General features: G+C 62.5%; 27 protein-coding genes and 1 pseudogene. 18 read left to right on the top strand and 10 right to left on the bottom strand.

Annotation, left to right across the window (positions count from 1 at the left end):
* Positions 1-96: 96 nt before the first annotated feature.
* The 14 genes from U4960_RS14450 to U4960_RS14385 all read left to right on the top strand — a co-directional run bounded on the left by U4960_RS14450 (position 97) and on the right by U4960_RS14385 (position 13045).
* On the top strand, positions 97-447 hold the full coding sequence (locus U4960_RS14450; protein WP_324261311.1) for a c-type cytochrome: 351 nt from the start codon (positions 97-99) through the stop codon (positions 445-447).
* Positions 440-1408, top strand: a complete 969-nt coding sequence (locus tag U4960_RS14445; RefSeq protein ID WP_324261310.1) for a cytochrome c oxidase subunit II — start codon at positions 440-442, stop codon at positions 1406-1408. The genes U4960_RS14450 and U4960_RS14445 overlap by 8 nt, the downstream gene beginning before the upstream one ends.
* Positions 1405-3942: a cbb3-type cytochrome c oxidase subunit I gene (locus tag U4960_RS14440; RefSeq protein ID WP_324261309.1), complete on the top strand. Its 2538-nt coding sequence runs from the start codon at positions 1405-1407 to the stop codon at positions 3940-3942. The genes U4960_RS14445 and U4960_RS14440 overlap by 4 nt, the downstream gene beginning before the upstream one ends.
* The gene (locus tag U4960_RS14435) at positions 3935-4222 is read left to right on the top strand and encodes a hypothetical protein (protein ID WP_324261308.1); all 288 of its coding nucleotides are present in this window, start codon (positions 3935-3937) and stop codon (positions 4220-4222) included. Before U4960_RS14440 ends, U4960_RS14435 begins: the two co-directional genes overlap by 8 nt.
* A 62-nt stretch (positions 4223-4284) precedes the next feature.
* The gene (locus U4960_RS14430) at positions 4285-4722 is read left to right on the top strand and encodes a DUF2231 domain-containing protein (protein WP_324261307.1); all 438 of its coding nucleotides are present in this window, start codon (positions 4285-4287) and stop codon (positions 4720-4722) included.
* A complete protein-coding gene (locus U4960_RS14425) occupies positions 4719-6065 on the top strand; it encodes a PQQ-dependent sugar dehydrogenase (protein ID WP_324261306.1) in 1347 nt (448 codons plus the stop codon). Before U4960_RS14430 ends, U4960_RS14425 begins: the two co-directional genes overlap by 4 nt.
* 185 nt (positions 6066-6250) lie before the next feature.
* The gene (locus tag U4960_RS14420; RefSeq protein ID WP_324261305.1) at positions 6251-6814 is read left to right on the top strand and encodes a hypothetical protein; all 564 of its coding nucleotides are present in this window, start codon (positions 6251-6253) and stop codon (positions 6812-6814) included.
* Positions 6811-7269: a phage holin family protein gene (locus tag U4960_RS14415; RefSeq protein ID WP_324261304.1), complete on the top strand. Its 459-nt coding sequence runs from the start codon at positions 6811-6813 to the stop codon at positions 7267-7269. The genes U4960_RS14420 and U4960_RS14415 overlap by 4 nt, the downstream gene beginning before the upstream one ends.
* Positions 7259-8155, top strand: a complete 897-nt coding sequence (locus tag U4960_RS14410; RefSeq protein ID WP_324261303.1) for a DUF3618 domain-containing protein — start codon at positions 7259-7261, stop codon at positions 8153-8155. The genes U4960_RS14415 and U4960_RS14410 overlap by 11 nt, the downstream gene beginning before the upstream one ends.
* A 430-nt stretch (positions 8156-8585) precedes the next feature.
* Positions 8586-8843 carry a helix-turn-helix transcriptional regulator gene (locus tag U4960_RS14405; protein WP_061926357.1) on the top strand — a complete coding sequence of 86 codons (258 nt, stop codon included), beginning with the start codon at positions 8586-8588 and terminating at the stop codon, positions 8841-8843.
* Positions 8843-10111: a type II toxin-antitoxin system HipA family toxin gene (locus U4960_RS14400; protein ID WP_061926355.1), complete on the top strand. Its 1269-nt coding sequence runs from the start codon at positions 8843-8845 to the stop codon at positions 10109-10111. Before U4960_RS14405 ends, U4960_RS14400 begins: the two co-directional genes overlap by 1 nt.
* 137 nt (positions 10112-10248) lie before the next feature.
* Positions 10249-12096 (top strand): DUF262 domain-containing protein, encoded by a 1848-nt coding sequence (locus U4960_RS14395; RefSeq protein ID WP_156170844.1) that lies wholly within the window; start codon positions 10249-10251, stop codon positions 12094-12096.
* A gap of 9 nt (positions 12097-12105) precedes the next feature.
* Positions 12106-12423 carry a hypothetical protein gene (locus U4960_RS14390; protein ID WP_324261302.1) on the top strand — a complete coding sequence of 106 codons (318 nt, stop codon included), beginning with the start codon at positions 12106-12108 and terminating at the stop codon, positions 12421-12423.
* Positions 12424-12433: 10 nt separating this feature from the next.
* Positions 12434-13045: a hypothetical protein gene (locus tag U4960_RS14385; protein ID WP_324261301.1), complete on the top strand. Its 612-nt coding sequence runs from the start codon at positions 12434-12436 to the stop codon at positions 13043-13045.
* Positions 13046-13222: 177 nt separating this feature from the next.
* Here U4960_RS14385 and U4960_RS14380 read toward each other — a convergent pair whose 3' ends face one another.
* Genes U4960_RS14380 through U4960_RS14370 form a run of 3 tightly spaced genes read right to left on the bottom strand, consistent with a single transcriptional unit; the run spans position 13223 to position 16267 of the window.
* Positions 13223-14083, bottom strand: a complete 861-nt coding sequence (locus U4960_RS14380) for a hypothetical protein (protein ID WP_324261300.1) — start codon at positions 14081-14083, stop codon at positions 13223-13225.
* A 40-nt stretch (positions 14084-14123) separates the two neighbouring features.
* Positions 14124-15062 (bottom strand): hypothetical protein, encoded by a 939-nt coding sequence (locus tag U4960_RS14375; protein ID WP_324261299.1) that lies wholly within the window; start codon positions 15060-15062, stop codon positions 14124-14126.
* Complete coding sequence (locus U4960_RS14370) at positions 15047-16267, bottom strand: S8 family serine peptidase (RefSeq protein ID WP_324261298.1); 1221 nt, start codon at positions 16265-16267, stop codon at positions 15047-15049. Before U4960_RS14370 ends, U4960_RS14375 begins: the two co-directional genes overlap by 16 nt.
* A gap of 108 nt (positions 16268-16375) precedes the next feature.
* On the opposite strand from U4960_RS14370, the gene U4960_RS14365 reads away from it, so the two are divergent.
* Positions 16376-16840, top strand: coding sequence for an RNA polymerase sigma factor (locus U4960_RS14365; RefSeq protein WP_324261297.1), 465 nt, complete (start codon positions 16376-16378; stop codon positions 16838-16840).
* Positions 16837-17535: an anti-sigma factor family protein gene (locus U4960_RS14360; protein ID WP_324261296.1), complete on the top strand. Its 699-nt coding sequence runs from the start codon at positions 16837-16839 to the stop codon at positions 17533-17535. The genes U4960_RS14365 and U4960_RS14360 overlap by 4 nt, the downstream gene beginning before the upstream one ends.
* A gap of 13 nt (positions 17536-17548) precedes the next feature.
* Here the strand turns inward: U4960_RS14360 and U4960_RS14355 are convergent.
* Positions 17549-18741 (bottom strand): IS3 family transposase gene (locus U4960_RS14355; RefSeq protein WP_324261295.1). Its coding sequence is split into 2 segments (ribosomal slippage): positions 17549-18483 and positions 18483-18741, totalling 1194 coding nucleotides; the frame shifts between segments, so codons are not numbered across the junction.
* Positions 18742-18981: 240 nt separating this feature from the next.
* Between U4960_RS14355 and U4960_RS14350 the strand changes: the two genes are divergently transcribed.
* On the top strand, positions 18982-19467 hold the full coding sequence (locus U4960_RS14350) for a PilZ domain-containing protein (protein ID WP_324263121.1): 486 nt from the start codon (positions 18982-18984) through the stop codon (positions 19465-19467).
* Between the two features lie 112 nt (positions 19468-19579).
* Here the strand turns inward: U4960_RS14350 and U4960_RS14345 are convergent, their stop codons facing one another.
* The 4 genes from U4960_RS14345 to tnpA (U4960_RS14330) form a co-directional block, all read right to left on the bottom strand.
* Positions 19580-20014 carry a YybH family protein gene (locus U4960_RS14345; protein ID WP_324263120.1) on the bottom strand — a complete coding sequence of 145 codons (435 nt, stop codon included), beginning with the start codon at positions 20012-20014 and terminating at the stop codon, positions 19580-19582.
* A complete protein-coding gene (tnpC, locus tag U4960_RS14340; protein ID WP_431193972.1) occupies positions 20011-21549 on the bottom strand; it encodes an IS66 family transposase in 1539 nt (512 codons plus the stop codon). The genes U4960_RS14345 and tnpC overlap by 4 nt, the downstream gene beginning before the upstream one ends.
* 62 nt (positions 21550-21611) lie before the next feature.
* The gene (gene tnpB / locus U4960_RS14335; RefSeq protein ID WP_324260343.1) at positions 21612-21959 is read right to left on the bottom strand and encodes an IS66 family insertion sequence element accessory protein TnpB; all 348 of its coding nucleotides are present in this window, start codon (positions 21957-21959) and stop codon (positions 21612-21614) included.
* A complete protein-coding gene (tnpA, locus tag U4960_RS14330; protein WP_324260344.1) occupies positions 21956-22384 on the bottom strand; it encodes an IS66-like element accessory protein TnpA in 429 nt (142 codons plus the stop codon). Before tnpA (U4960_RS14330) ends, tnpB begins: the two co-directional genes overlap by 4 nt.
* A 152-nt stretch (positions 22385-22536) precedes the next feature.
* Here tnpA (U4960_RS14330) and tnpA (U4960_RS14325) point away from each other — a divergent pair.
* Positions 22537-22869 (top strand): annotated as a pseudogene (tnpA, locus tag U4960_RS14325) (IS200/IS605 family transposase); the annotation flags it as partial.
* 27 nt (positions 22870-22896) lie between these two features.
* Here tnpA (U4960_RS14325) and U4960_RS14320 read toward each other — a convergent pair.
* On the bottom strand, positions 22897-24051 hold the full coding sequence (locus U4960_RS14320) for a copper resistance protein B (protein ID WP_221538591.1): 1155 nt from the start codon (positions 24049-24051) through the stop codon (positions 22897-22899).
* Positions 24051-25871: a copper resistance system multicopper oxidase gene (locus U4960_RS14315; RefSeq protein WP_324261293.1), complete on the bottom strand. Its 1821-nt coding sequence runs from the start codon at positions 25869-25871 to the stop codon at positions 24051-24053. Before U4960_RS14315 ends, U4960_RS14320 begins: the two co-directional genes overlap by 1 nt.
* Positions 25872-25900 lie beyond the last annotated feature (29 nt).

Raw genomic sequence — 25900 nt, 5'->3', positions numbered from 1 at the left:
CCCCATACGAAGGGTGAGCCTGAACAGAGGGGCTTTGGCAGTGGCAATCAGGCAGAGCGGAGTTGGCATTTGCGATGGCCGGTGATGTCTGGTGTCATGGCGCTCGCAGTGGGCCTGGCCGGGTGCAAGAACCCGGTCGAAACGCGCCGCGAACCAGACAGCGCGGCAACCGAGCGCGGGCTGGTGGCAATCCGGCAGGCCGGTTGCGGCGCGTGCCACCAAATCCCTGGTCTCGACTGGCCGCGCGGGCGGCTGGGACCCTCTCTGGAGGGGTTCGACGATGTCGGCCTGATCGCCGGCCAACTGCCCAACCGGCCCGACGTGCTGGCCGCCTTTGTGCGCAATGCACCTGCGGCAAAGCCGGGTTCGACCATGCCCGCCATGCCCGTCACCCCGCAGCAGGCGGAAGATATTGCGGCCTATCTCTACGGACTGGACCATGATTGAGGCGTTCTGGGGCTGGCCGCCGCCGGTGCTCGATCCGGCTGGTCCATATGCGAGCAGCGTGACGACGCTGGCATGGGCGTTGTTCGGCCTGAGCGTGTTCGTCACCGCTGTCGTCATCGCCGCCTTGTGGGTTGCGGTGAAAGGCCCGGCGCGGTGGAAAGCCATGCTGGGCGGCGAGCGGGCGATCTGGATCGGCGGCGTGGCATTTCCCGGCGTGGTGCTTACCGCGTTGCTGGTGTGGGGGCTGACCCTGACCGCCAGTCTGACCGAGCCCATTCGCGGTGACGAGATGCGCATCCGCGTGACCGGCGAGATGTGGTGGTTTCGGGTCCAGTATCTCGACGGAAGCGGCGCAGTGATCATGGAGGATGCCAACGAAATCCATATTCCGGCGGGTGTACCGGTGGTGCTGGAACTGGAATCGGCCGATGTGATCCACAGCTTCTGGGTGCCGCACCTGTCGGGCAAGAAGGACATGATTCCCGGACGACGTACCTTGCTGCGGGTCGAGGCTGATCGGGCCGGGGAGTTCGGCGGGGTCTGCGCCGAATATTGCGGGATGCAGCACGCCCTGATGGGCTTCGTCGCGGTGGCGCATGAGCCGCCGGCTTGGGAAGAGTGGCGGCAAGGCAGGACGCAGGCGCTGGCGCCGGCTGATCTGGCAAACGGTCCGCCTGATGAAGCCGGATCACAGGGCCAGTCCCTGTTCATGGAGAGCGGCTGTGCTGCCTGCCATCGTGTGGCCGGGACGCAGGCCACCGGGCTTGCCGGGCCCGACCTCACCCATGTCGGCTCGCGCCGCACGCTGGGTGCAGGCATCCTGCCCAACAACCGGGGCACCATGATGGGCTGGATCGGTGACAGCCAGTCGATCAAGCCCGGCAACCGCATGCCCAGCTACGATGTTCTCTCTGCAGAAGAAATCGAGGCGATCGCAACCTGGCTCGGGCAGCAGCAATGAGGTCGGAAACGGGCTTCGATCCGGCGCTCTACGCGCGTTTCCCAACCGAGAGGCGTCCGGATAGCGAGGTGGAGGAGCTGGAGCGGGTCTGGCAGGCCCCCAGGGGATGGCGCCTGCTGACCGCCGTCAACAACAACTACGTCGGTTTCTGGTACGTCGTGACCGCGTTCGGCTTTTTCGTTGCCGCCGGCATCCTGGCACTGGGCATGCGGGTGCAACTGGCCGCACCGATGCAGGACTTCCTGGGGGCGGAAACATACAACCAGTTCTTCACCATGCACGGCACGGTGATGATGTTCCTGTTCGCGGTGCCGATGGTGGAGGCGATCGGCGTCATGCTGCTGCCGCAGATGCTGGCGGCGCGGGACCTGCCGTTTCCGCGCCTCTCGGCCTATGCCTACTGGGCCTATGCAGTGGGAGGAACGCTGTTCTTCTTCTCGCTGTTCGTCGGCCTCGCGCCAGACGGCGGCTGGTTCATGTATCCTCCGCTGACATCGATTGCCTTCAGCCCCGATATCAACGTCGATTTCTGGCTGCTTGGCATCGGTTTCATCGAGATATCCGCCATCGCCGGGGCAATCGAGATCATCGTCGGCGTGCTGCGGACCCGCGCCCCTGGCATGACGCTCGACAAGATGCCCATGTTCGCCTGGGCCATGCTGGTGTTCGCGGTGATGATCCTGGTCGCCTTTCCCGCAGTGATCCTGTGCACGATGCTGCTGGAGATCGAGCGCGCCTTCAACTGGCCGTTCTTCGATGCCACACGCGGCGGTGACCCGCTCTTGTGGCAGCACCTGTTCTGGTTCTTCGGCCATCCGGAGGTCTATATCATCTTCATCCCCGCCGCCGGGCTGATGTCGATGATGGTGGCGTCCGTCGCGCGCACCCCGCTGATCGGTTACCGGCTCAACGTGCTGGCGTTGGTTGCCACCGGTTTCATCAGCTTCGGCGTATGGGCGCACCACATGTTCACCACTGACATGCCGCGCGTATCGGCGGGATACTTTTCCGCTGCGAGCATGGCTGTGAGCCTGCCGGCCGGAATCCAGGTGTTCTGCTGGATCGCCACGCTCGCCAGCGGGACAATCCGGTGGACCACGCCGGCGCTGTTCGTGGTCGGCAGCGTGATCGTGTTCACCATGGGCGGCCTGACCGGCGTGATGGTGGGGATGGTGCCGTTCGACTGGCAGGCGCACGACACTTACTTTATCGTGGCGCACCTGCATTATGTCCTGCTGGGCGGGATGGTGTTCCCGATGTTCGCGGCGTTCTACCACTGGCACGGCATGACCAGCAGCCGCGCCCTCTCCGACCGGGTGGGTCAATGGGTGTTCTGGCTGATGTTCGGCGGTCTGCACCTGACCTTCTTCCCGATGCACCTCACCGGGTTGATGGGAATGCCCCGGCGGGTCTACACTTATATGCCGGGGCGAAAACTGGACCTGCTCAACCTGCTGTCGACCGCCGGGGCGTTCGTGATGGCGGCGGGGGTTTTGCTGTTCCTGGCCGATTGTGCCCGCAACCTGCGCTTCACCAAGACCAAGGATATCGGCAACATCTACGGCGGCAGCACGCTCGAATGGTTGCCGACCGGGCTCTATTCAGCCCGTTCGATCCCGGTGGTGAGCTCACGTGATCCGCTGTGGGACCGGCCGGAAATCGGCCGGGAAGTGGAGGAGGGGCGCTATTTCCTGCCCCGCTCGGTCACTGGCCGGCGCGAGACGCTGATTACCTCTACCGTGATGGCGGAGCCACAATATCTCCAGCTGATGCCCGGTCCCTCCGGCTGGCCGATGGCGGCGGCGGTGTTTACAGCCGGGTTTTTCCTCGCGCTGACCGTGCAGGCCTATGCGTTTGCGATCTTTTGCGCGATTGTTGCAGTGGTCAGCACACTGCGCTGGCTGTGGGATACTGATCGCCCGATTGCACAGCAGGAAGCGGAGATCGGTGCCGGGATCACCGTGCCGATTTCGATCACCGGCCCCAGCAGCCACGGCTGGTGGGCGCTCAACGCGCTGCTCGTGGTGGTCGGCATGATCGGCTTCATGGCCCTGTTCGCCTATTTCTACCTCCTCGGCATTCATCCGGACGGGCGTGGTCCGCCGCCGCCGCTGGGCCAGACCGCGCTGATTGTTGTTTTACAGGCTGCCGCGCTCACGGGCGCATGGGGTGCGCGGCGGCTTCTCAGGCGGCGACACGGCAAACCACCAGGCGATCTTCCCTGGATGGTCGCTGCCCTGGCAGTGGTGCTGCTCGTTGGCGCGCTCTGGCTGGATGTGACCGGATGGCTTGGCACCGGCCTGCATCCCACCACCAGCGGCATGGGCGCGACCGTGTTCATGCTCAGTGTGCTGCAGGGCCAGGTGGTGATCGTTTCCGCGATCATGGCAGTCTACCTCGCCTTCCGCGAGGCGCGCGGGCTCCTGACCACGCCGACCAATGTGACCATGGATATCGTCGCCCGCTTCATCGGCTTCAGCGCCCTGCAGGGCGCGGTGTTCACCCTTGTGCCGAGGCTGTTTCCCGGTGGCTGAGCAAGGCGATCCGATCGAGCGGCCCGCGATCTACCGGACGCTGGTGGTGGTCTTCGCGGTGTGGGCGGCGCATTTCATGGTCGCCTATGGCGCTGCGCTGGTGTTTCCGGGCCAGCCGCTCGCGGGCTGGATTGCGATTACCGCCTTGCTGGTGGCAATCGCCGCTCTGTTCGCGTGGGTGCGGAGGATCGGTCGGCCACGCCCTCCGCTGGCGCTCGCTGCGATGGGGCTCGCAGGTGCTGCGATCGTGCTTGGCACTTTTCCGGCAATCGTGGGTTGATGGGGCGGGTCGGGCGAACAGGGGCAGGAGGGGGACAGACCAGGCAAAGGGAGAACGGCCCGATGGACCATGCCGCCGTGCACCACCGAACTTTTGTAAATCCCCTCCACGCAATTCTGCTGGCCTTTCCGGTTGCGCTCTATCCTGCGGCGCTGCTGGCAGACATCGCCTATCTCAACACTGCCCAGATCCAGTGGACCAACTTCGCCGCCTGGCTGATCGCCGGGGCGGATGTTGCTGCCGGGTTGTTGCTCGCGTTGGCGATCCTGACATTGTTCTTCGGTCGCGCACGCCACGCCCGGGGGCGCGCCTTTCTCTACATCGCTGTCATTGGCGTGATGTTCTTCGCCGGTGTGCTTAACGCTTTCCAGCACGCGCGCGATGGCTGGCATTCGGTTGGCACGCTGGGCCTTGCCCTGTCGATTGTGTGCACCGTGCTCGCCCTTTTCGCGGCGTGGATCGCCTATGGGAGTACCATTCGCGAGGAGGTGCAGACATGAAACGGCAGCACCTGACCTTGATCGCGCTAGCCGGCACGATCGCCGCCTGCGCGCCCGAAAGCGACCCTTCGCTTGACCAGACGGGCGCGACGCCCGAGCTTCCCGAGCTCAGGGATTCGCTGATCCCGGCGATGAAAATCTCCCCGCCTCAGGACTGGGGCGGCGAACTCCCCACGGTTCCTGCGGGCTATTCGATCATGCCGGTTGCGCAGGACCTGAAGATACCCCGCCAGATCCTGATCCTGCCAAACGGAGACCTGCTGGTGGCCGAAGGGTCGGGCGGAAATGCTCCGGCGCTTAGGCCCAAGGACATCATTGCCGGTTTCATCAAGAAACAGGGCAAGAGCCCGGTCAAGGGCGGCGACCGCATCACCTTGCTGCGCGACGAGGATGGCGACGGGAAGACCGATCTGCAGACCACCTTCATCGACGGGCTCGACGCACCTTACGGCCTCGCCTTCGTGGACGGGACGATCTACGTCGCCAACCAGGGCAATCTCGTCAGCTTCCCCTACACTGAAGGGGCGACCCGGATCACGGCTGCCCCCACCGAGCTGACCAAGCTGCCGGCCAAGATCAACCACCACTGGACCAAGGCCATGACTGCCAGCCCGGACGGCACCACGCTCTATGTCGGCATCGGCTCCAACAGCAACATCGGCGAGCGGGGCATGGACGTGGAGGAAGACCGGGCGGTGGTCTGGGAAATCGACCGAGTGACGGGTGCCAGCCGCGTGTTTGCCTCGGGCTTGCGCAATCCGACCGCGATGGACTTCAATCCATGGACTGGCGAATTGTGGACAGTGGTCAACGAACGGGACGAGATCGGCCCGCAACTGGTGCCTGACTATCTGACCTCGGTTCGGGACGGCGCTTTCTACGGCTGGCCCTACAGCTATTGGGGAAGCAATGTCGATCCGCGGGTCCGCCCCCGGCGGCCGGATCTGGTGCAGCGGGCGATCGCGCCTGACTACGCGCTGGGCTCTCATGTTGCCGCGCTTGGCCTGAGCTTCGCGACGGACGGCGGCCTGGGCGGCCGATTTACCGAAGGGGCGTTTGTGGGCCAGCACGGCAGCTGGAACCGCAATGACCCGTCGGGCTACAAGGTGGTGTTCGTGCCGTTCCGAGGTGGCCGTCCATCGGGCGAACCGATCGACGTGGCGACCGGCTTCCTGAAGGATGGCAATGCGAGGGGCCGGCCTGTCGGCGTGGCCTATGATGCTGAGCGACGCGTGCTGTTCGTGGCTGATGACGTATCCAACACGGTCTGGCGGATCGCGCGGGCCGCAGCGCCAGCACTGACGCCACCGGTCGGAACAGCCGGGGTAACTTCGGGAATCTAGCGGGCGGCCCGACGCTCCGCAGCTTCGCGCATTTCGGCGCATCTGCATCCGGCGATAGGCCATGTTTGAGGGACAGGGAGCCGCCCCGATTGCGGGGCGTCTCGTCGCAGCCTCATCACAGGCAGGGAACGCCCCGCAGCCCGCCCGCCTTCCATTGATGGACACCATCCAGAAGGAGATCATTCATGCCGACACAGCAGACCACCCCGGACACGGAGAGCACCGCTTCCGGTGTTCGTGAGGAATTCGGCCGCGACGCCGAGCGCCTGAAGGAAACCGCTGCGGATCGCGCCCGCCAGGAAGCCGAGAAAGGCAAGGGTCAGGCCGCCCGCACCGCGCAATCCGCCTCGTCCGCCCTGCGCAGTGCAGCAGGCGAGCTTGAAAATGATGACAGTGTCCCTGACTGGCTGGCTTCTGCAGTACGGCAGGCGGCGGACAAGCTGGGTCAGCTTGCCGGGCAGGTAGACAATCGCAGCGTGGATGACATTCAGCAGCAGGTGGTCCAGTTCGCACGGGGCAACCCGGCGACGTTTCTCGCCGCCTCGGCGGCGGCAGGCTTTGCCGCCGCGCGGGTTCTCCGTGCGGGGGCCGACCATCGGAGCCATGAAGCGGGACAGGATACCGGCACCGGGTACGGCGGATATGACGACGGGCGCGGCCCCAACGCCGGCGAGTTTGAAGCGCCGGGCGATCGGGCGACCGCAGCGCCCATGGCAAGCGCCGGTATGTCCGCAGGAGCCACCTCATGAGCGAACCCAGGATCCAGCCGAGTGCAAGCACGGGCGCTAGAGCGCCCAGCGGTGACGAGGACGTAGTGGATCTCGTCGCTAAGCTCACCCGCCAGGGGGCCCATCTGGCACAGGAACAGGTCAGCCTGATGCAGGCCGAAGTCCGTCAGGCCACTGCCGACGCGAAAGCGGCGGCTGGCGCCATGATGGGCGCCGCCGTGGTAGGCATTGCCGGCCTTGGGGTGCTGCTGATGGGCATATCCTATCTGGTCGGCGTGGCGATCGAGAACATTGCCCTCGGCACCGTCATCGTCGGAGCCGCCACGCTCATCATCGCAGGCATCATGTACGCGGGTGCCAGGAAGAAGATGAGCGCCACCACCCTCACCCCAACCCGCACCATCGAGACCGCCGAGGATACCCCGGCTGTCCTGACAGGTCACATGCACAGTAATGGAGCACACCATGCCCGATAACCACACCGACGAACGCACGCCCGAAGAGATCGAACAGGAAATCCGCACCACGCAGCAGGACATGAGCCGCACGGTTGACCAGTTGCAAGGCCGCATGACCGGGCGCAACATGCTCGACGCGCTGCTTGACCGGGCAGAGGAAAGCGATGTCGACGCGCGGTACCTGCTTGACGCAGCACGGCGCAATCCCCTGGCGCTGGCCCTGATCGGCACTGGGGGGCTCTGGCTCGTGAGCGATGCCGACGCGCGCCCTTCGGCCCTCAAGCCGAACCTTGGCATGACGGGGAGGTCAATCCGGGGGCAGTCTCGCGAAAATGATCATGACGACGAAGGTTGGCACCGGGAGCACCGCACCTACGTGGCTCACATGAACCTGTGCGAGCGCCGCCCAGAGGATGATGATGTTTCCTACCGCCGCCGCCGCGATCTGGCGCGAGCGAACTATTTCATGATCGAGCAGGGCCACGATGAGGATGAGCATTCGTTCCGCTCGCGCCTTGACCATGCGACAGAGCAGCTTCGGCAGCGGCGACATCAGGCCGGCGAGCAGGCGCACAAAGCTGGTCGGGCGGCCCGTGAAAGGACCCGGGCTGCGGCGTCGCAGGTCGAGGGCCTCTATCGTGAAAACCCGCTGATCGGCGGGCTGGCTGCCGCGCTGGTGGGTGCAGTGGCCGGGGCTGCCCTTCCTGCCTCGCGCATGGAAGAGCACTATCTCGGCTCGTCCGGTGAAAAGGCACTGGACCGCGCGCAGGCTGAAGGCCGCCAGATGACAGACAAGGCGCGGCAGAAGAAGGACGAACTGGTTGGCAAGGCGGACGACCGACTGGTCCACGCAGGCAACCAGGCGTCTGACAATCGTGTGACGGAAAGTTATCGCCCGAACTGACGGGCCGGCGCATCTCAAAGCGACGGTGAAAATCGCCAGGCGAGGAGGCGGAACAGGTTTTCTGCCTCCTCGCTATCGCCCCTGCGGGCAATTTCAATGAGAAATCGGTAATTTAGGGAGAGCGAGGTGGCGGAGACGGAGGTGGCAAGTGGGTTGATGCAATCACTTGTGGTTTAACGGAAATGTGAAGCGCTTCGAGGGCTCGCTACCACAATTGCTACCCCGCCTTCCTGAACTGCAATTTTCAGATCTGGCTTTGAGCAATTCGGGGGCTCAGAATCACGAAATTTTGGAGAAGCAGAATATTACCCGCACGGGAAAACTACCCTATCAAAACGTCTCTCCAAAGACGAAATATCCCGTTCGGGAAAATTCCCTTGCAATTGACCGGAAATTGGCATAGATTTCCCGCTCGGGAAAGGTAACGTACATGCTCGATGTTGCCACTATCGGCCAGATCATTCGCGATGAACGCAAGGAGCTTGGACTACGCCAGGACGAGCTGGCCGCCGCAAGCGGGGTGGGCCTGCGCTTTTTGGTCGAGCTGGAGCGAGGAAAGCCCACCGTCCAAATGGGCAAGGTGCTTGATGTGCTCGCGGCCCTTGGATGCGAACTACAGATCAAGCGGCCCGACGGAATCGTGACCGCCGGTCGAATGGATGAGCCTAAGAAGGACGAGGTGGAGTGATGCTGCCGGTCTTGGACACGCTGGTTGTCTGGTGGGGCGAGCGTCAGGCGGGCGAACTGTCCATCGACAAGGGTGGTGCGATGCACTTCGTCTATTTGCCGGAATGGCTCGCTGACGACAAGGCACCGGCACTTTCCCACGCAATGCCTAAGCAGGAAGGGCCATTTGGGGACCATGCCTGCAAGGCGGTCTTTGGCGGTCTGCTTCCCGAAGAAGGTCAGCGCACCGCTATCGCCCGGGCACTTGGGGTTTCGCCTGACAATCCATTTCGTCTGCTCGAGGCCTTGGGCGGAGATGTTGCGGGTACTCTGGCCTTCCTGCCCGAGGGGGAAGAGCTGTTCCAAGCCTACTCCACGACCGCTCCAGAACCACTCCTAGAGGGCGAGCTAGCGGAACTATTCGACCGTTTGCCTTCCGTGCCCATGCTGGCAGGCGAGGGCGGCGCAAGGCTGAGCCTTGCAGGGGCTCAGAGTAAACTGCCCGTGGTGCTCACCGCAGAAGGAGGCATCGCGATCCCTCGTCCGGGCGAACCCTCTACCCATTTAATAAAGCCCGAACCGGACCGCTTTCCCTACCTGGCTGCGAATGAGGCCTTCTGCCTCGCTTTGGCACGCGCCGTGGGTATCGATGCAGCCCATGCAGAGTGGCGCACTGCTGCGGGGAAACCGTTCCTGCTGGTTGAACGCTATGATCGCATCTCGGTTGAAGGAAAAACACACCGACTGCACCAGGAAGACTTCGCCCAAGCACTTGGCGTACCCTCGAACCGAAAATACGCGGCAGAGGGTGGACCGACCTTTCGGGACAGCTTTGCGCTGTTGCGTAGCGCTGCCACTCGACCCGCGCGCGAAGTGCTGAAACTTGCCGACGCGGCAATCTTCAACCTCATCATCGGCAACGCCGACGCTCACGCGAAGAATTACAGCCTGCTAAGACTTGAGAACGGCGAAGTGGCGCTTGCCCCGCTTTACGATGTCGTCGCCACACACATGTGGAAGCAACTCTCGCCAAAGCTCGCGATGCGATTTGGCCGCGCCGCGACCGTGGAGGAATTCGACATCGGGAACGTCGCGCGCTTCGCGGAAGAGGCCGGGCTGGGTGCGCCTTTCATCCGTCGCCGGTTGGCTGACCTTACTGAAGCGGTGAGGGCGGAGATTGAGAAGGGTGTTCAGGTGCCCGGCAATCCGGCTGAGGAAATGGTCGCGCCGGTCGCAGAGGCATTATCGGCTCGTGCCAGCATCGTTGCCTTGAAGCTCTTAGAGACATGAGGGTGCAGATCGGTGGTGCAAGAATGACGTTTCAATAGACCAAACGGAGTGATCGAGACAGATTTCGTCCATTACGTTCTTGCTAAATAATTCTCTATAAAGTCAATTCATCGCCAATCGGTTGGCAGGGGGCAATCTTGACGACGTCATTTCAGACCAATCCATACAAGCTCAGCGACCTCATGCGCGAATGCCATGAGGGCAAGCTTCAGCTGCCAGATTTTCAGCGTGGATGGGTTTGGGACCAAGATCGCATCACCGACCTTTTGGCTTCGATTTCTGAGGGCTTCCCAGTGGGTGCGCTTATGACCTTGGATGCGACTGGCGAAGTGTCGTTTGCGGTTCGCCCCGTTGAGGGCGCGCCCTCTCCCTCCAAGGATATCGAGGCTTACCTGCTTGATGGCCAGCAGCGCATGACCTCGCTCTACCAGTCGACTTACACAACCGTTCCAGTCTCAACTCAGACTGTGAAGAAGCGACCGATCAAGCTGCATTTCTACTTCGATATTCGCGCAGCGCTCGATCCCGATGTCCCGCGCAGCGAAGCCATTGTGCCGGTCCCCGAAGACCGGATCATCCGCGAGAACTTTGGCCGGGACATCAAGCTCGATCTTTCAACCGAGGAGAACGAGTTCGAACACCTGCATTTCCCGATCGACCGAATGTTTGAGGCGCATATTTGGAATCAGGCCGCAACAGCTTGGATCTACAAGGATCTCGCCCAGCGCGCGGAGCATCTCAAACTGGTCAACGACTTCATGCAGGAGGTCGTCAACAATTTTACCCAGTATCAGGTGCCGGTTATCAAACTGGGCAAGGACACGAGCAGGGCAGCTGTCTGCCTCGTTTTCGAAAAGGTGAACACAGGCGGAAAGCCGCTCGACGCATTCGAGCTTGTGACCGCGATGTATGCGGCAGATGAATTCCACCTGCGCGACGATTGGAAGGAACGCCGTAAGCGACTGGTCTCAAGCCAACCAGTGCTAGACAAGATCGAACCCGTCGAATTTCTGCAGGCGATCTCGTTGCTATATACCAAGGAGGTACGGGAAGCGGCGGCCGCAGCGGGCAAGGAGCCGCCGGCAATCAGCGCAACGCGCAACAGCCTGCTTCAGGTTCCATTGTCGGCATACCAGAAGTTCGCGCCGAAGGTTGAAGCGGGTTACATCGCGGCAGCCAAGTTTCTCCATTCGCTGAAGATCTTCAAGGCGCGGGATCTTCCCTATCAGACCCAACTTGTCCCGCTTGCGGCGATTTTGGCAGAGCTTGGGAATGCCTGGGAAAACGACGCAGTCCGGCAGAAGCTGGCCCGCTGGTACTGGTCCGGAGTGTTTGGGGAGCTGTATGGTTCGGCGGTTGAAAGCCGCTTCGCGCTCGACATTCGCGACTTCAAGCCTTGGCTGTCGGGCGGCGCAGAGCCTCAGACTGTTCAGCGAGCCAGCTTTGAGGAGCGCAGGTTGCGGACCCTTCGCTCAAGGCTTTCGGCAGCCTACAAGGGTGTTCATGCTCTGCTGATGAAATGCGGGGCGGAGGACTTCAAGTCAGGCCAGCCCTATGACCAGGCTGTGTTCTTCGATGAGAATGTCGACATCCATCACATCTTCCCGCAAGCGTGGTGCAAGAGTGTCGGGATTGGGCCGGAGATCTACAACAGCATCGTCAACAAGACGCCGATTGCGTCTGGCACCAACAGGATGCTCGGCGGTGTTGCCCCTTCCTCCTATCTGGGCAGGTTGACCAAGGGTAATGACAACAATCCGGCGATTGCCCCCGATCGCCTGACCGCGATCCTCCAGAGCCACGAGATCGAGGAAAGCTATCTGCATGCCGACGACTTCGAGGGGTTCATGGATGATCGGCGCCAGAGGCTGTTGACCATCATCGAAAACGCGATGGGCAAGGAGGCTTTGAAAGAGGCCGAGGTTCCATCCGACCATGACGAAGAGGATTACTACGCGGAAGAAGAGCTAGAGGCTGCGGAGTAACCACTACCCATGACCCCTGCAGAATTTATCCAGAAATGGCGCGCCGTTGACCTGAAAGAGCGTACGGCTTCCCAGTCGCACTTTAACGACATTTGCCGCCTGCTCGACATCGAAGACCCGATCACCGCCGACCCCAAGGGCGAATGGTTCACCTTTGAAAAGGGCGCTTCCAAAACCGGCGGGGGCGAGGGCTGGGCAGATGTCTGGCGCAAGGAATGCTTCGCCTGGGAATACAAGGGCAAGAAGAAGGACCTCGACCGCGCATTCGCCCAATTGCAGCAATATGCCATCGCGCTCGACAAAGGGTGTTGTTACGCTTCGCGATGAGCGAGGGCACTTGCGCCGCTTCGTGCCAGCGAAATTGTCGTCGAAGGGCAGCGACCAAACATTGCAGCTGTTCGAGAAGAAGGATCTCGATCTCTATACCGGGGACGCCATCCGTTGGACGGCGAGCGACCATAAACGCGGATTGATAAATGCCGACAGGGCAATAGTGACCGCGATCAACCAGGACGGCGTGACGGTCACGAGCTCCAGCGGCATGGAGCATAAACTGAAGCCGAACGACCCGATGCTGAAGCGGATCGACCTCGCCTATGCGCTCAACGCCCATATGGCGCAGGGCCTCACAGCAGATAAGGGCATTGCCGTGCTCGACAGCCGCGAGCGGCGCCTGCTCTCGCAGAGCAACTTCCTTGTCACGATCACACGTCCGCGAGACGAGCTCACGCTGATTGTCGACAACCGGGACAAGGTTGGGCGAGGGATTGCGACCAATCTGGGCGAGAAGACATCAGCCGCTGAAATCACCGAGCGACTTGGCCTAGCGGCAGCCAAGGGACAGCGCGCGGGTCAGATCCAAGCGGCCAACCAGGAACCGAAGGTCGAACGAGATAAGGAACCTGAGCTGACCAAGGAGCGGATCAAGCCGTTCGAGATTGGCTTGTAGCGAAAGGGCATGAAATGGGCCGGAGGCGGACTGGCAGCTTTCGATGCGGCCCTATTGAAAAGCCGCAGTTAGGGTGACGGCCGTAGTTGCGGACATTCGCTGAATTCATTTTCCAAGTCCACTACTCACCCTCATTTAATATACAAATGTAGGCGATCTGGTCTCGATAGCTGACGGTCAGAAGCCAATTCCGACCCTGAGCCCGAGACGAGCATCTGGAGCATCGCTGGACAATCCCGCATGTCCATCGAGACCTAATCGAATGCGAGTAGAAAGGCTGGTGTCCAGGCCTATCCCGATCGATTGATGGTCCTCGACGTCGGCCGTGGCCGATTGCTCGTAATTATAGGAGGCTGTCACCGAACTCGTGTCGCTCAGGAAGATATGGCTGCCAACGCTTCCGGCCACGGTGTTTCGGACATTGAAGCCCTCGGGTTCACCGATGACCGTGTAACTGGCAGAAGCAAAGGGAACGCTTCGCCCAATTCGCCGCGATACTTGACCGCTCACTCCGTAATCGAGCTCGCCTGTTCCCAAGGCTTTTTCTCGAGAGGCGGTAGGTACCTTCACGTTGCCGGCAACAAACGCGTCAAAACTCCCTATAGGAAATGAGTATCCGCCCTGCAGAATGAGATCACCAATACCTTCTCGGGTAACCTCGCGAGACTGCGTAGATGGCTGAGAGAGCAGTGGTGTGCCAAGCACGCCGCCGTTGCTGACGATAAGCTCTTCGGGCGCTGTTGTGACCACATATGGGACAAAAGCGGCGAGAGACAAACGACCGGAACGCGCAATGATTCCATTAGTCAGGGAAACGGTTTCATAGCCTTTGCCATTTACGTTCCCGGAGGCATAATCGACACCCGCTAACAAGGTAACTTCCGTTTCAGAGACCTTTTCAACGTTTTGTGCTACTTCGGCCTCTTGACCGGCTGCCGGGATGCCCAGGCTAATTGAGATGAGAGTTAGTATTGCGATCCGCATGGCGATCTCTTTGTCTGAAACTTCGTGTGCAGGCTTGGCGAAGGGCCGGGTCACCTTTTGAGGCGATCCGGCCTTCGCTTATTGTGACGGCTGCTCATTCAGTGCCGCTCGCGTCTGCGGCAGCCTCGTTGAAGGCTGAGCTGCTGCCCTGACCTGCGATGAGAAGGGAGCCGCGAGCCATAAGATTTCCGGCCGGAATGGTCGTGAGACCGTCTTTGGTCCCGACCACCAGCTGGCGCACCTCGCCGCTGCGGGTGGCGACAATGTCGCGCACGGTTCCGAGCTGCTCGCCCCACGGGAGCTGGACGGGCATGCCGGGGGCGACGGCAAAAGCACCCTCGCCCTGCGCTGCCCCGCTGCCCGCAAGGGCGAGCACACCGCTGTCGATCATGCCTGCGCCAGAAGCCGCACTGCTAGCCGACCCGGCGACACTTCCAGCTTGGCCGGCTGCACCAGAAGCGCGCTGACGGGATGACCTGGCGGCGGAGGTCGCGACATTGCCCACTGCTGAAGCAGTTCCACGTACTGTGCCCATCACGTCATCGGTGCCGATCAACTGGGCATTGGCGCTGCCCGAACCCGAGGCTTTGGCAGAGCCCGAAGCATTGCCTGAAGCCTGGCCGGCAGGCGTGCCGAGCAGTTGGCTGGTGGTTGCATCGAGGCTGGTGTCGACGCTGCGGTCGATGGCAACACTGCCATTTTCGCGATCGACATTCTGCCCGCCGCTCGTGGCGGCATCGCCGCGCAGCGTGCCGCGGGTAGTCGAGCGAACAGTTTCCGTCGGTGCTCGAACGGTAGAATTGATCGTGCCGTTGAGCGATCCTGTGATCCCAGCCTGGCCGCTGCCAAGCAGTTGGGCGTGGGCAGGACCCGCAAAAAGAGTAAGCGCCGAAGCGGCAAGCATGAGGTTCTTCATCATCAGTTCCTTTCGATCTGCGGATGCGAAAATGTCGGTGCATCCGCTCGAAAGGAAAACGGGTGGGCTGCGGCGCTTAATCCATAAACGCGCAAAAATTTTCAGCGCCCGACGCAACCGCCGCAGACGAGGCCTCTGCCGTAGGTATCGTCATGGCCCCTGTGTCCGAGGTCCACAGCCTCCGCATCGAGCGCGGCGCGCCAGTCGCGTCCCTGCCCCATCGCCCACGCTAGGCGGGCAGCGACCAGCGGGGTGGCAAAGGACGTTCCGCGCAGGCCGATGCGCTTGCCCTTGGCATTGCGGCCATAGATGTCCGCGCCTGGCGCAGCATAGTCGAGATGGAGCGCACGACCCGCCTCGATCAGGGCGCGGCGCTGGCCATCTACTGCGGTCACGGCAACCACGCCGTCATAGGATGCGGGATAGGCCGGCGGGGCGGCCGGTCCGTCATTGCCGACCGCCGCAACCACCACCACGCCCTTGCGCTGGGCCGCGCCGATCGCCCGTTCGAGCACTGCGTTGCGCGGCCCCACGAGGCTGATCGTCACAACCTTGCTGCCGCGCGAAACCAGCCAGCCGAGGCCCCTGGCCATGGCGAGCGCATTGCCACCGGCCTTGTCGGTGCCATAGACGTCGGCCACGCGGATCGTGCCCGCGCCGGCATGCGCGAGCAGCGATGCGATCGAGCTGCCATGGTGGCTGGGATAGGGTGCGCCGGCGACAAAGCCGCGCGTCTCCGTGACCTTCACCGCAGGCCCGGGTGCGCCGTCGATCATGCCGACCGGCGCCGCGCTGCCCGCGCTAACTTGCGCCGAGGCAGCCAGCATCGCGCCATTGGCTGTGCCCGACTGGAAGTGGAGGTGGTCGGCGCTGACCTGTGCCTGCGGCAGGAGCAGGCCGAGCGCCGCTTGCGCTTCTGCAAGTTCCATCCCCTCCGGCACGCCGAGGCGAATGAGCGAGAGATCCAGACCTTCGACCTCTTCGCGCGAAAGAATGGTGAAGCCGGTCTCCAGTGCAGGAGCCAGTGCATTGGCGGACACGTCCATCACCAGCAGCTCGCCGCGCCGCGCAGGCGCTCCCATCGCATCAAACTCGATCGCATCGGCATTACGGCGCACCAGCCGGTCAATCGTACGCAGGCGCTCGCGGGCGAGCCGCTCCACCGTGCGATGCACCCCGGCGCGCGTGTCGTCGAGAATATCGAGCGTTCCGCCAACTACTGGTCCCACCTGCGGCAGCTGGACACGCGGCAGCGCAACCTGCGCGGCCAGCGGCGTGGTAACCAGTGCAAGTGCGGCGCAAAGCAGGGTAAAAACTCGCATCGTACTCTCGTTCTTCGACTAAAACGTATTAAGCATGGATGAAACGCACGCGCTCGTCCGTTTAATCCCTGGAAGGCAGAGACACTGAACACATCGTTCGAGAAAGACTTGCTGGCCCTGCTGCCCCGATTGCGTCGTTTCGCAATCGGGCTGTCCGGCAATCTGTCCGACGGTGAAGATCTCTGCCAGATTACCATCGAGCGCGCGCTGACCAACCGGTCCCGCTGGGAAGAAGGCACGCGGCTCGACAGCTGGATATATCGGATCATGCGCAATATCTGGATCGACGAGAGCCGCAAGACGACGCGCAGCCTGCAGACCTTTGTGCCCGAAGAGGCCGGTGTGGGTGTCGGTTGCGACGGCGCGCAGGAAGCCGTGATCGAACTGTCCTACGTGGATCGCGCCATGCAGAAGCTGCCGCAAGACCAGCGGGAGGCCGTGCTGCTCGTGATGGTCGAAGGCTATGCCTACAAGGAGGCAGCTGAGATCGTCGGCTGCCCGGTCGGTACGCTCAATTCCCGCCTCGTGCGCGGCCGCGACGCGTTGATGGCAATGCTCGGAGAAGCATCGTGACAATTACCCCTGAAGACATCGCCGCGTTCGCGGATGGTGAATTATCAGGCGAACGCGAGGCGCAGGTCGCCGCTGCGATTGAGGCCGATCCCGAACTGGCGCAGCAGGTGGAACGGCACAAATCGCTTAAAAGCATGCTGGCCGGCCATTATTCGCCTGTCCTCGACCAGGCTGTGCCCGACCGGCTCGCCGCCATGTTGGCCCAGCCGCAACCGGCCCAGGTGGTCGATTTCGCTGCGGCCCGCGAGCAGCGCGAGAGCAGGCGGCGCCAGCCCCACTGGGGCTGGATCGCCGGATCAGCTCTGGCCGCATCACTGGCGCTTGCCGTGATCCTGCCAGGCTCGGGCGGCGAAGTACCGGCCTATGCCGATACGCAGCTTGCCGGGGTACTCGACGACCGGCTCGTCGCCGACCAGTCGCCGGGAGACGAGACCCGCGTGCTTCTGTCGTTCCGCAGCGAGGAAGGCCGCTATTGCCGCGCGTTCAGCGGCAGCGCGGGCGGCGGTCTTGCCTGCCGCGACGAGGCCGGCTGGAAGCTCGAGGCACTTGGCGAAGGTAGCGAAGGCGCCTCGAGCGATTACCGCATGGCCGGCGTAGGCGAAGCCGAGATCCTCGCCCTAGCCCAGGAGATGGCAGCGGGTCCGGCGCTCGATGCACAGGAAGAGCAGGCCGCGCGCGAGCAGGGCTGGCGCTGAGTGGCCTGCCCCATTAAGGTGGTCCACCGGTTATGTTAGAGTTCCGGCGGTTGTGGTCGCCCTGCTGGGCGGCCTGGAGCGTAGCGTAAGGCAGTCTAGCAGGGCGAGGCAAGATCGTTTGTGGTGCGGGTGGCTGGTATCCGAGCGATGAGTGTGGCCGGATGGTGTTGTAGTGGATGCGCCAGCGTTCGATCAGGATGACCGCTTCCTTCAATGTGTAGAAGATCTCACCGTTGAGCAGCTCGTCCCTGAGCTTACCGTTGAAGCTCTCGTTGTATCCGTTCTCCCATGGTGATCCCGGCTCGATGTAAAGCGTCTTCACGCCGATCCGACCCAGCCAGTCGCGTACGGCGTGTGCGGTAAACTCAGCCCCATTGTCAGAGCGGATGTGATCGGGCGGGCCGTGCCGTTGGAACAGCTCGGTGAGCACCGCCAGCACATCATCGCTCTTCAGCTTGCGCTGGACATGGATCGCCAGGCATTGACGGCTGTGCTCGTCGATGACGGTCAGCATGCGGAACGCCTTTCCGTCATGTGTGCGGTCCATGACGAAGTCGTAGCTCCAGACGTGACCGGGATATTGCGGTCTCAGTCTGACGCAGGAACCGTCGTTAAACCATAACCTCCCACGCTTGGGCTGCTTTTGCGGCACCTTAAGCCCCTCACGACGCCAGATCCGCTCGACCCGCTTGGCATTGACCAGCCAGCCCTCATTGCGCAGCAGCGCTGTGATCCGGCGATAACCATAGCGACCATATTGCTGGGCCAGCCGGATGATCGCAGCCGTCAGCGGCTTCTCGTCTGCTGGTGGTGTAGGCAGCTTGCGCTGGGTCGAGCGGTGCTGGCCAACGACCTTGCAGGCACGGCGCTCGGATACATCCAGCACCTCCTGCACATGATCGATGGCCAGCCGTCGTCGTGAAGGGCTCAGTACTTTCCCTCGACAACCTCCTTCAGGATCAGAGCATCGAGAGTGAGATCGGACACCGCTTTCCTGAGCCGCTGATTCTCCTTCTCGAGATCCTTCAAACGCCGAGCCTGGCTGACCTTCAGGCCGCCATACTCACGTCGCCAGCGGTAGTAACTCTGCTCAGAGATCCCAAGCGATCGGCTGATCGCACCGACCTTCTCCCCCTGCGACAGCCGAACCTCGGCCTCTCGCAGCATCGCAATAACCTGTTCTGGCGTGTATCTCTTCCGTGCCATTCATCAGCTCCTTTCAAGCTGCAAATAGCCGGAATCCTAACTACCAAAACGGACCACTTTCTGGGGGGCAGGTCAAAACTTCCTGAATTCAAATGAACTCGGTTTCCAATCCGTCTGGCGCATTGGGTTTGCCTCAATTCTCAGGCGCTCACAGGCGTGCCGGCCAAGGGGATCTGAAGAGTCCTGCCATTAACAGAAAAGTAACGCTTTTCTGCGAGAGTAGATTGGAGGAGAGGATCGATCCTACCGCAAGCGGCTACACTTTACACTTCGCAGAAGTCGGACGATCGCCGCGCATCCCCCCGACGAAGCCTGGAGTTCGGCTTCGATACTGGCCCTTCAAGTACGAGGACCCGAGTAGTCATTCTCGACATCTCGAAGACGGGTCTGCGCCTGCAATCATCGACCCATTTCAATATTGGCGACAAAATCCAGCTTGAGTTGCCGGAAACAGACACGCTCGGTTCCAGCATCGTGTGGACAGATGGCGATCAATACGGCGTGAAGTTCGAACGGCCCATTCCTCAGGCCGCCGTGAGTGCCGTAATCCTGGGAGCGCCGGCATTCCCGCCTGGTGAAGGCACGCCGAAGCTCAATCGACTTCGAGAACGTCCACCTGTCCAGCCAGCGCCGAACTGGTTGGTCTATACTATGGTAGCCCTGACGTCGGCGGCGGTGGTTGCTTTCATCTACGTGCTGCTGAATCTCATGCCAATCGGCATTTAAAAACGAAAAGCTTCGCCTACCCACGGTCAGCCATTTGTGGACTTTGCTACCGAAGATATGCAGCCGAAGCTTACGCGACCGTTGAATTGCCATTTTAAAATCGACTGCCTGATCAGTTCGGACGCGGGGCGCGGGACGAGGAGTGATACTGGACGATTTTCCATGCGCTGTGCCCGTGAGTCAGGACGGACGTGGCGACCCCGTCTCGCTCGATCACGCGGCCGTCCTTAAGCGCAATCCGGTATCGATAGGTTTCATGGCCTAACGCTACATGGCCGACCATCCGGACATTCACCGTCGGATTTGTGAAAGTGAACTCGGTGATCTCGCCCAGTTCGGGGCCGAGATGATGCTCCATGTACTGCGCAAAGGAGCCTTCAGCTTTGCCGTTCTCAAACACCATGGAATCGTCTGCGAACAGCGCTCTCATGGCGGCCTCGTCTCGCGCGACCAAGGCGTCTCGGTAGGCGACGAGCGTTGCATGCGCATCTTGCTCGAGCGCGTCCTGGACATCGCCGGTAAGCGTGGTCTGAAGACCGCAGCTCAGGCTGCCTGAGCGATGGGTTCATCGATCGGTCGTTGCCAATTCCACGGCATCAGTTCGTCCCAGCGCGCGGCGGGCCAATCGGCGGCGATCTTGCCGATGATGTCGGCAATGTAGGCCTGCGGTTCGAGGCCGTTCATCTTTGCCGTCTCGATGACGGAGTAGATCGCGGCGGCGCGGGCGCCCCCCGCCTCCGAGCCGGCGAACAGCCAGTTCTTCCTGCCGATCGCGATGGGGCGGATCGCGCGTTCGGCGATGTTGTTGTCGATCTCGAGGCGACCGTCATCGAGGAAGCGAGTGAACGCGTTCCATCGCTTGGTGCCATAGCGGATGGCCTTGGTCGTTGGCGACTTGGGCGCGAGCTTCCTGAGCGCGTCGTCGAGCGCGGCGCGAAGCGCCGTCACCAGCGGTCGCGACCGCTCCTGGCGGATGCTTCGTCGGATATCGGGCGGCTGGCCGCGTATCTCGGCCTCGATCGCGTAGAGCTGTCCGACCCGGTCGAGCAGATCGGTGGTAAGCGCGGTGGGCTGTTGCTTGTGGCGCTCGAACAGCTCGCGTCGGAAGTGCGCCCAGCAGGCGACCTCCGACACGCGATTACCGGCGTAGATGCCGCTGAATCCGGAATAGGCGTCGGCCTGGAGGAAGCCGGCGAACCCGGCGAGTTCGCGCTTGGGATGGACGCCGGCGCGGTTGGCGGTGAACCGATACCAGACGAGCGGCGGCGCGGTGGCGCCGCTTGCGCGATCGTCGACGACATAGGCCCAGAGTCTTCCGGTCGCCGTCTTGCCCTTCCCGGGCTCGAGCACCTTCACCGGCGTGTCGTCGGCGTGGATCTTGGTCGCCTTGAGGCCTTCCTCGCGGATGCGCTTGACGATCGGGTCGAGCAGATGCGCAGCCTGGCCGGTCCATCCGGCGAGCGTCGATCGATCGATATCGACGCCCTGCGCGGCCATCATCTCCGCCTGGCGGTAAAGCGGCAGGTGGTGATCGAACTTGGAGACGACGATATGGGCGAGCGTGCCAAACGTCGCCTTGCCGCGCGCGATCGGCTTGGGCGGCGTCGGCGCCTGGACGATCTTCTCACAGGCGCGGCAGCTATACTTGGGCCGGACATGGCGCACGACACGCCAGCTGACCGGCACGACGTCGAGCTGTTCGTCGGCGTCGGCGCCGAGGCGGCGCAGCTCGCCGCCGCACGAGGGACAAGCGCAGGCACCGGTGGCGGGCTCGTGGACGACCTCGTCGCGCGGCAGGTGCGGCGGCAGCGAACGGACCGGCGTTGGCCGTTCGGGCTTGATGACGATATCGGGTGCGCGCGCGTCCGCGACGGCCGCTTCGGCCTCATGCTCTTCGAGCGCCAGCTCCATCTGGGCGATCTCGCGCGCGAGCTTCTCGGACGACGTTCCGAAGGCCATCCGGCGCAAGCGGTCGAGCTGGGCGCGGAGCATCGCGATCACGTGATCGCGAGCGTCGATCTGCGCTTCAAGGCTGGCGATCAGCGCGTCCCGATCGGGGGTGGAAGCGGCCTCATCCGACACGCAAAACTTGTACCGGACCGGCAACGAAAATGCCAGCAAAAACCCCTGAATCCTGCCGATTATCAGCCCGCCAACGCCGGCCGCCAGGTCCGCTCGGGGCGACGCCAGTCGACGCCTTCCAGGAGCATCGAAAGCTGGGCGGCGCTGAGGTGTGCGACGCCCGTCTGGGTCATCGGCCACACGAACTTGCCGCGGTCGATCCGCTTCGAAAACAGACACAGGCCCTGGCCGTCATACCAGAGCAGCTTGACGAGATCGCCGCGCTTGCCCCGAAAGGCGAAGACGGCGCCAGAGTGCGGACTCTGCTTCAGCACCTCCTGCGCCATCACCGCGAGCCCGCACATCCCCTTCCTCATATCGGTCGCGCCGCAGGCGAGCCACACTCTCGTCGTGGGTGGCAGCGCGATCACCGCCCAAGCACCGCGAGCACGCGACTGAGCGCCTCGGCATCGACCGACGCATCGACACTCAACCTGACACCGCCCGGTAGCTCGATCCCGATCCGACCGGGAACCTCCAGGACCGACGGTAACAGGGAGGGCGTCTGCGCTGGCGGCGGGATCGCGACCGCATCCGCGATGCGCACCTCGGCGAAGGAAGGGCCGGGCTCTGCTGCAGGATGTGGCAACGTCTTCAGTGGCGGATCGAGCAGCAGGCCAGACATCGCCTTGCGGCGCCAAGTGTAGAGGAGCCCGCTCGTCACCTCGTGGCGCTCCATCGCCGAGCGCACCGATCCACCCGGACCGAAGGCATCGCGCAGCATCGTCAGCTTCTGCTCGACGGTCCAGAACCGCCGCCCCGACACACGGGCGATCACCTCGATACGACCAGTCATACGACTGCTCGTATGACTACTCACATGCTCAACGACCTCATCCACCGCGCCGCTCCACCCGAAAGCGACAAGCATCGCAGCAATGCCGTCATCGGCAAGGCGGCCTACGGACCACGCTTACCATCGCCGTGTGTGTCGTGTGCCGAATGCACGGCGAGGTCCGCCTCAGGGTGCGCGAGATCATCAAGCAGGTCTGTCTCGAAATGGGCGTGACGATCGTCAATGGCGCGCTTTCACGCGATCACGTCCATATGTTCGTTGAAATCCCACCGCATATCTCGGTCAGCGACTTCGTGCGCCGGGTCAAGGGGCGGTCCTCGCGCAAGATCCAGCAGGAGTTCGAGCATATCCGCAAGCGCTACTGGGGCTAGCGCTTCTGGCAGCGTGGCTACTTCTCAACCACGTCCGGAAACATCACCGACGATATCATCATGCGCTATCTCGACCGCCATACCCACAAGCAAGGCTTCAGCCCTTCGCCATGAACCTACCGGCGTCAGCCGGTCAGTCATTCAGAACCAGAATCGGACACCGACGACGTAGTTCGTCACGCTGGGATCTTCCCCTGCGAGACGCGCATAGTCCGCGCTCTGGCCAACTTTCCATTCCTGCTCTACCCCGATGTACGGGGCGAACTCGCGAGCGATTTCGTAACGGAGGCGCAGCCCCAGTTCGACCGAATCCAGGCCCGCACCGATGCCGAGCTCGGGAATGTCCTGAGCAGAAAGACTTACCTCAGCCCGAGGTTGCAGGAGAAGGCGCTGCGTGATGCGCTGGTCAAGCTCGCCTTCTACACTTGCAGTCAGGTCGCCCTTGTTTGACAGAAAAGCGGCTGCATCGAGTTCAAAAGTATAGGGTGCCAAACCCTGCACACCGATGACGGCATGGGTGCGCTCGGGACCGGTCAGATCCTGCCGGACGCCAACCTGAAGATCCCACCACGGTCCGATCGCGTGGCTCCAAAGTCCCTGTATCTCGGCGGACTCCAACTGTTCCCCGAAGGCGCCTTCGCCCTCGCTCTTGAACCAGAATTTGTCGGTATCGCCACCGTAGTAGCCCTGCACGTCCCAAAGATAGCCATCGCTATCTTCTCGCGCGCGATATTCAGCGCGGTCGCCCTGGAACCAGAACACCTTCATGCCGCCGTTCTCGGTGCGAAGGGCATTGCGCGAGGCTCGCATGGCATCGGCACCCCAGATCGCATCGGCAGCGCGTGGCGGACCCGATCCTGCCGCAGCCGGAGGCGCCCCTTCCGGGATGGGTGTCATGTCCATGGTACCGTGCCCCATCGCACCGTGATCCATGGTTGTCTGTTCGGGTTGCTGCGTGTTTTTATGGCCCATCGCGGAATGGTCCATGCCTTCCATCTTGGAATGATCCATGGTGGAGTGGTCCATGCCCTGCATCTGACTATGGTCCATCTGGGAATGGTCCATTTGAGAATGGTCCATGCCGGTATGGCCGTCCTGCGCAGGTTCGGTTGGTTGCGCTTTGGGCGCACACGCCCCCTCAGGCACCGAATGGCCCATAGCGCGGTGGCGTTCGGCCTCTTTTTCGCATTCGGTCTGAGCAGGTGATTGCGCGGAAGGCATCGCGTGGCCCGAATGGTCCTGTGCGATAGCGGGGGCGGCGGTGCTCACGAAGAGCATGGCGACAAGCAGGCGCATCAGTCTTCTCCCACCCGCTTCACATCGGGCTGGTTGCCCCGCGGCGCGACGGTCACGATCTGAAACATGCCAGAGTGCATGTGATAGAGCAGGTGGCAGTGGAAGGCCCAGTCGCCCTCTTCGTCGGCGGTAAGGTCGAAGGTAGCGCTGCCACCGGGCTGCACGATAACGGTATGCTTTTGCGGCTGGCGATCGGCAGGTGCACCGTTGACCAGTTCGAAGAAGTGCCCGTGCAAATGGATCGGGTGCGCCATCATCGTGTCATTGACCAGCTTCACCCGGACACGCTCATTGTAGGCGAAGCGGATGGGATCGTCGCTCACGGCGGTGAACTTCTTGCCATCGAACGACCACATGTAGCGCTCCATGTTGCCCGTCAGATGGATTTCCATCTGACGCGATGGGCGGCGCAAATCGTCATTAGATTCGAGCGCAACGAGATCCCTGTAATTGAGGACCTTGTGGGGTACGTTGTCCAAGCCAAGACCCGGATCGCCCATGCGATCGACAGGGTTCATCGACACCATGTCGATACCGGGGCCGATCCTTACGTCGGAAGGCAGCTTGGACGTATCACGCATGTTCATGCCGCTCATATCCATCCCGCCCATCGGCTCGGCAGCGGCTCCTTGCGATGGCATGTCATGGCTCATGGCCGAATGGTCCATCCCGGCCATGTCACCACCGCCATGATCCATTCCGCCCGACCCGTGGTTCATGCCCATGTCCGCCATCGTCAGCAGCGGCGGGTCGCGCAGGGGCGGTACGCTTGCGCGCGCACCGGGGCGGGATGCCAAAGTGGCCACAGCCATGCCTGACCGGTCCATGCTCTCGGCGATGATCGTCCGGGCTTCGCCAGTCGGCTCGACAACGATGTCGTAAGTCTCTGCCGTGCCTATCTGGAATTCTTCAACTTCGACCGGGCGCACGTTCTGGCCATCGGCGCCGACCACCCAGAACTTAACCCCGGGAATACGAACATTGAAGAACGTCATGGCGCTGCCGTTGATTATGCGCAGCCGCACCCGTTCGCCGGGGTTGAAGAGATACTCCAACCCTTCTTCCGGTCCCCGCCCGTTGGCGAGATAGGTGTAGGTCGAACCCGTTACGTCCAGAATGTCGGTCGCCATCATGCGCATACGCGCCCACATCCTGCGGTCCTCGCCCGACAGGGGATAGTCGTCGGTCCAGGTATTCTGCTGGTAATTGAAGTAGCCTTCGCCCTTCTTGAGCTTGTCCATGATGGTATGTGGATGGAGAGGGGTGAATTCGCTCAGCAACAGGACGTAATCGCGGTCGGCCTGGACCGGATCGGTTGCGGCGGGTTCGACCACGATCGGGCCGTAGTGCCCCGCCTGCTCCTGCAGCCCCGAGTGACTGTGCCACCAGTAGGTGCCGCTCTGTCGCAGCGCGGGAATGTCATAAACGAATGTCTCACCCGGCTTGATCCCCGGGAAGCTGACGCCGGGAACGCCGTCGAACTGGAAAGGCAGCAGCAGGCCGTGCCAGTGGATCGAGCTGTCTTCATCGAGCGTGTTCGTGACCGCGAGCCGAACCGGCTGACCTTCCTTGAGGCGAACCAGCGGACCCGGCACGCTGCCGTTGACGGCGATCGCGTGTCCGCGACGCCCCTGCACGACGCGAGGCCCTTCGCCGATTGTCAGAGCGATGTCGCGGCCCGACACCTCGTCGAAACCGGGGCGGATAGATTCATTACCGTGCAGATCGGCACCGCGGGCCCAGGCAGGCAGGGCCAATGCACCTGCGCCCAGCGCTCCAGCCCCTAACAGTCGTCGACGTGAAACCAGCAATTCGGACATGGGTCTTGCAACTCCTTTGGCCCTTGTCA

Source organism: Altererythrobacter sp. H2, from assembly GCF_035319885.1.
Taxonomy (GTDB): domain Bacteria; phylum Pseudomonadota; class Alphaproteobacteria; order Sphingomonadales; family Sphingomonadaceae; genus 34-65-8.
Note: the sequence above shows the minus strand (reverse complement) of the source record. Positions and strands in the feature narration are given on the sequence as shown.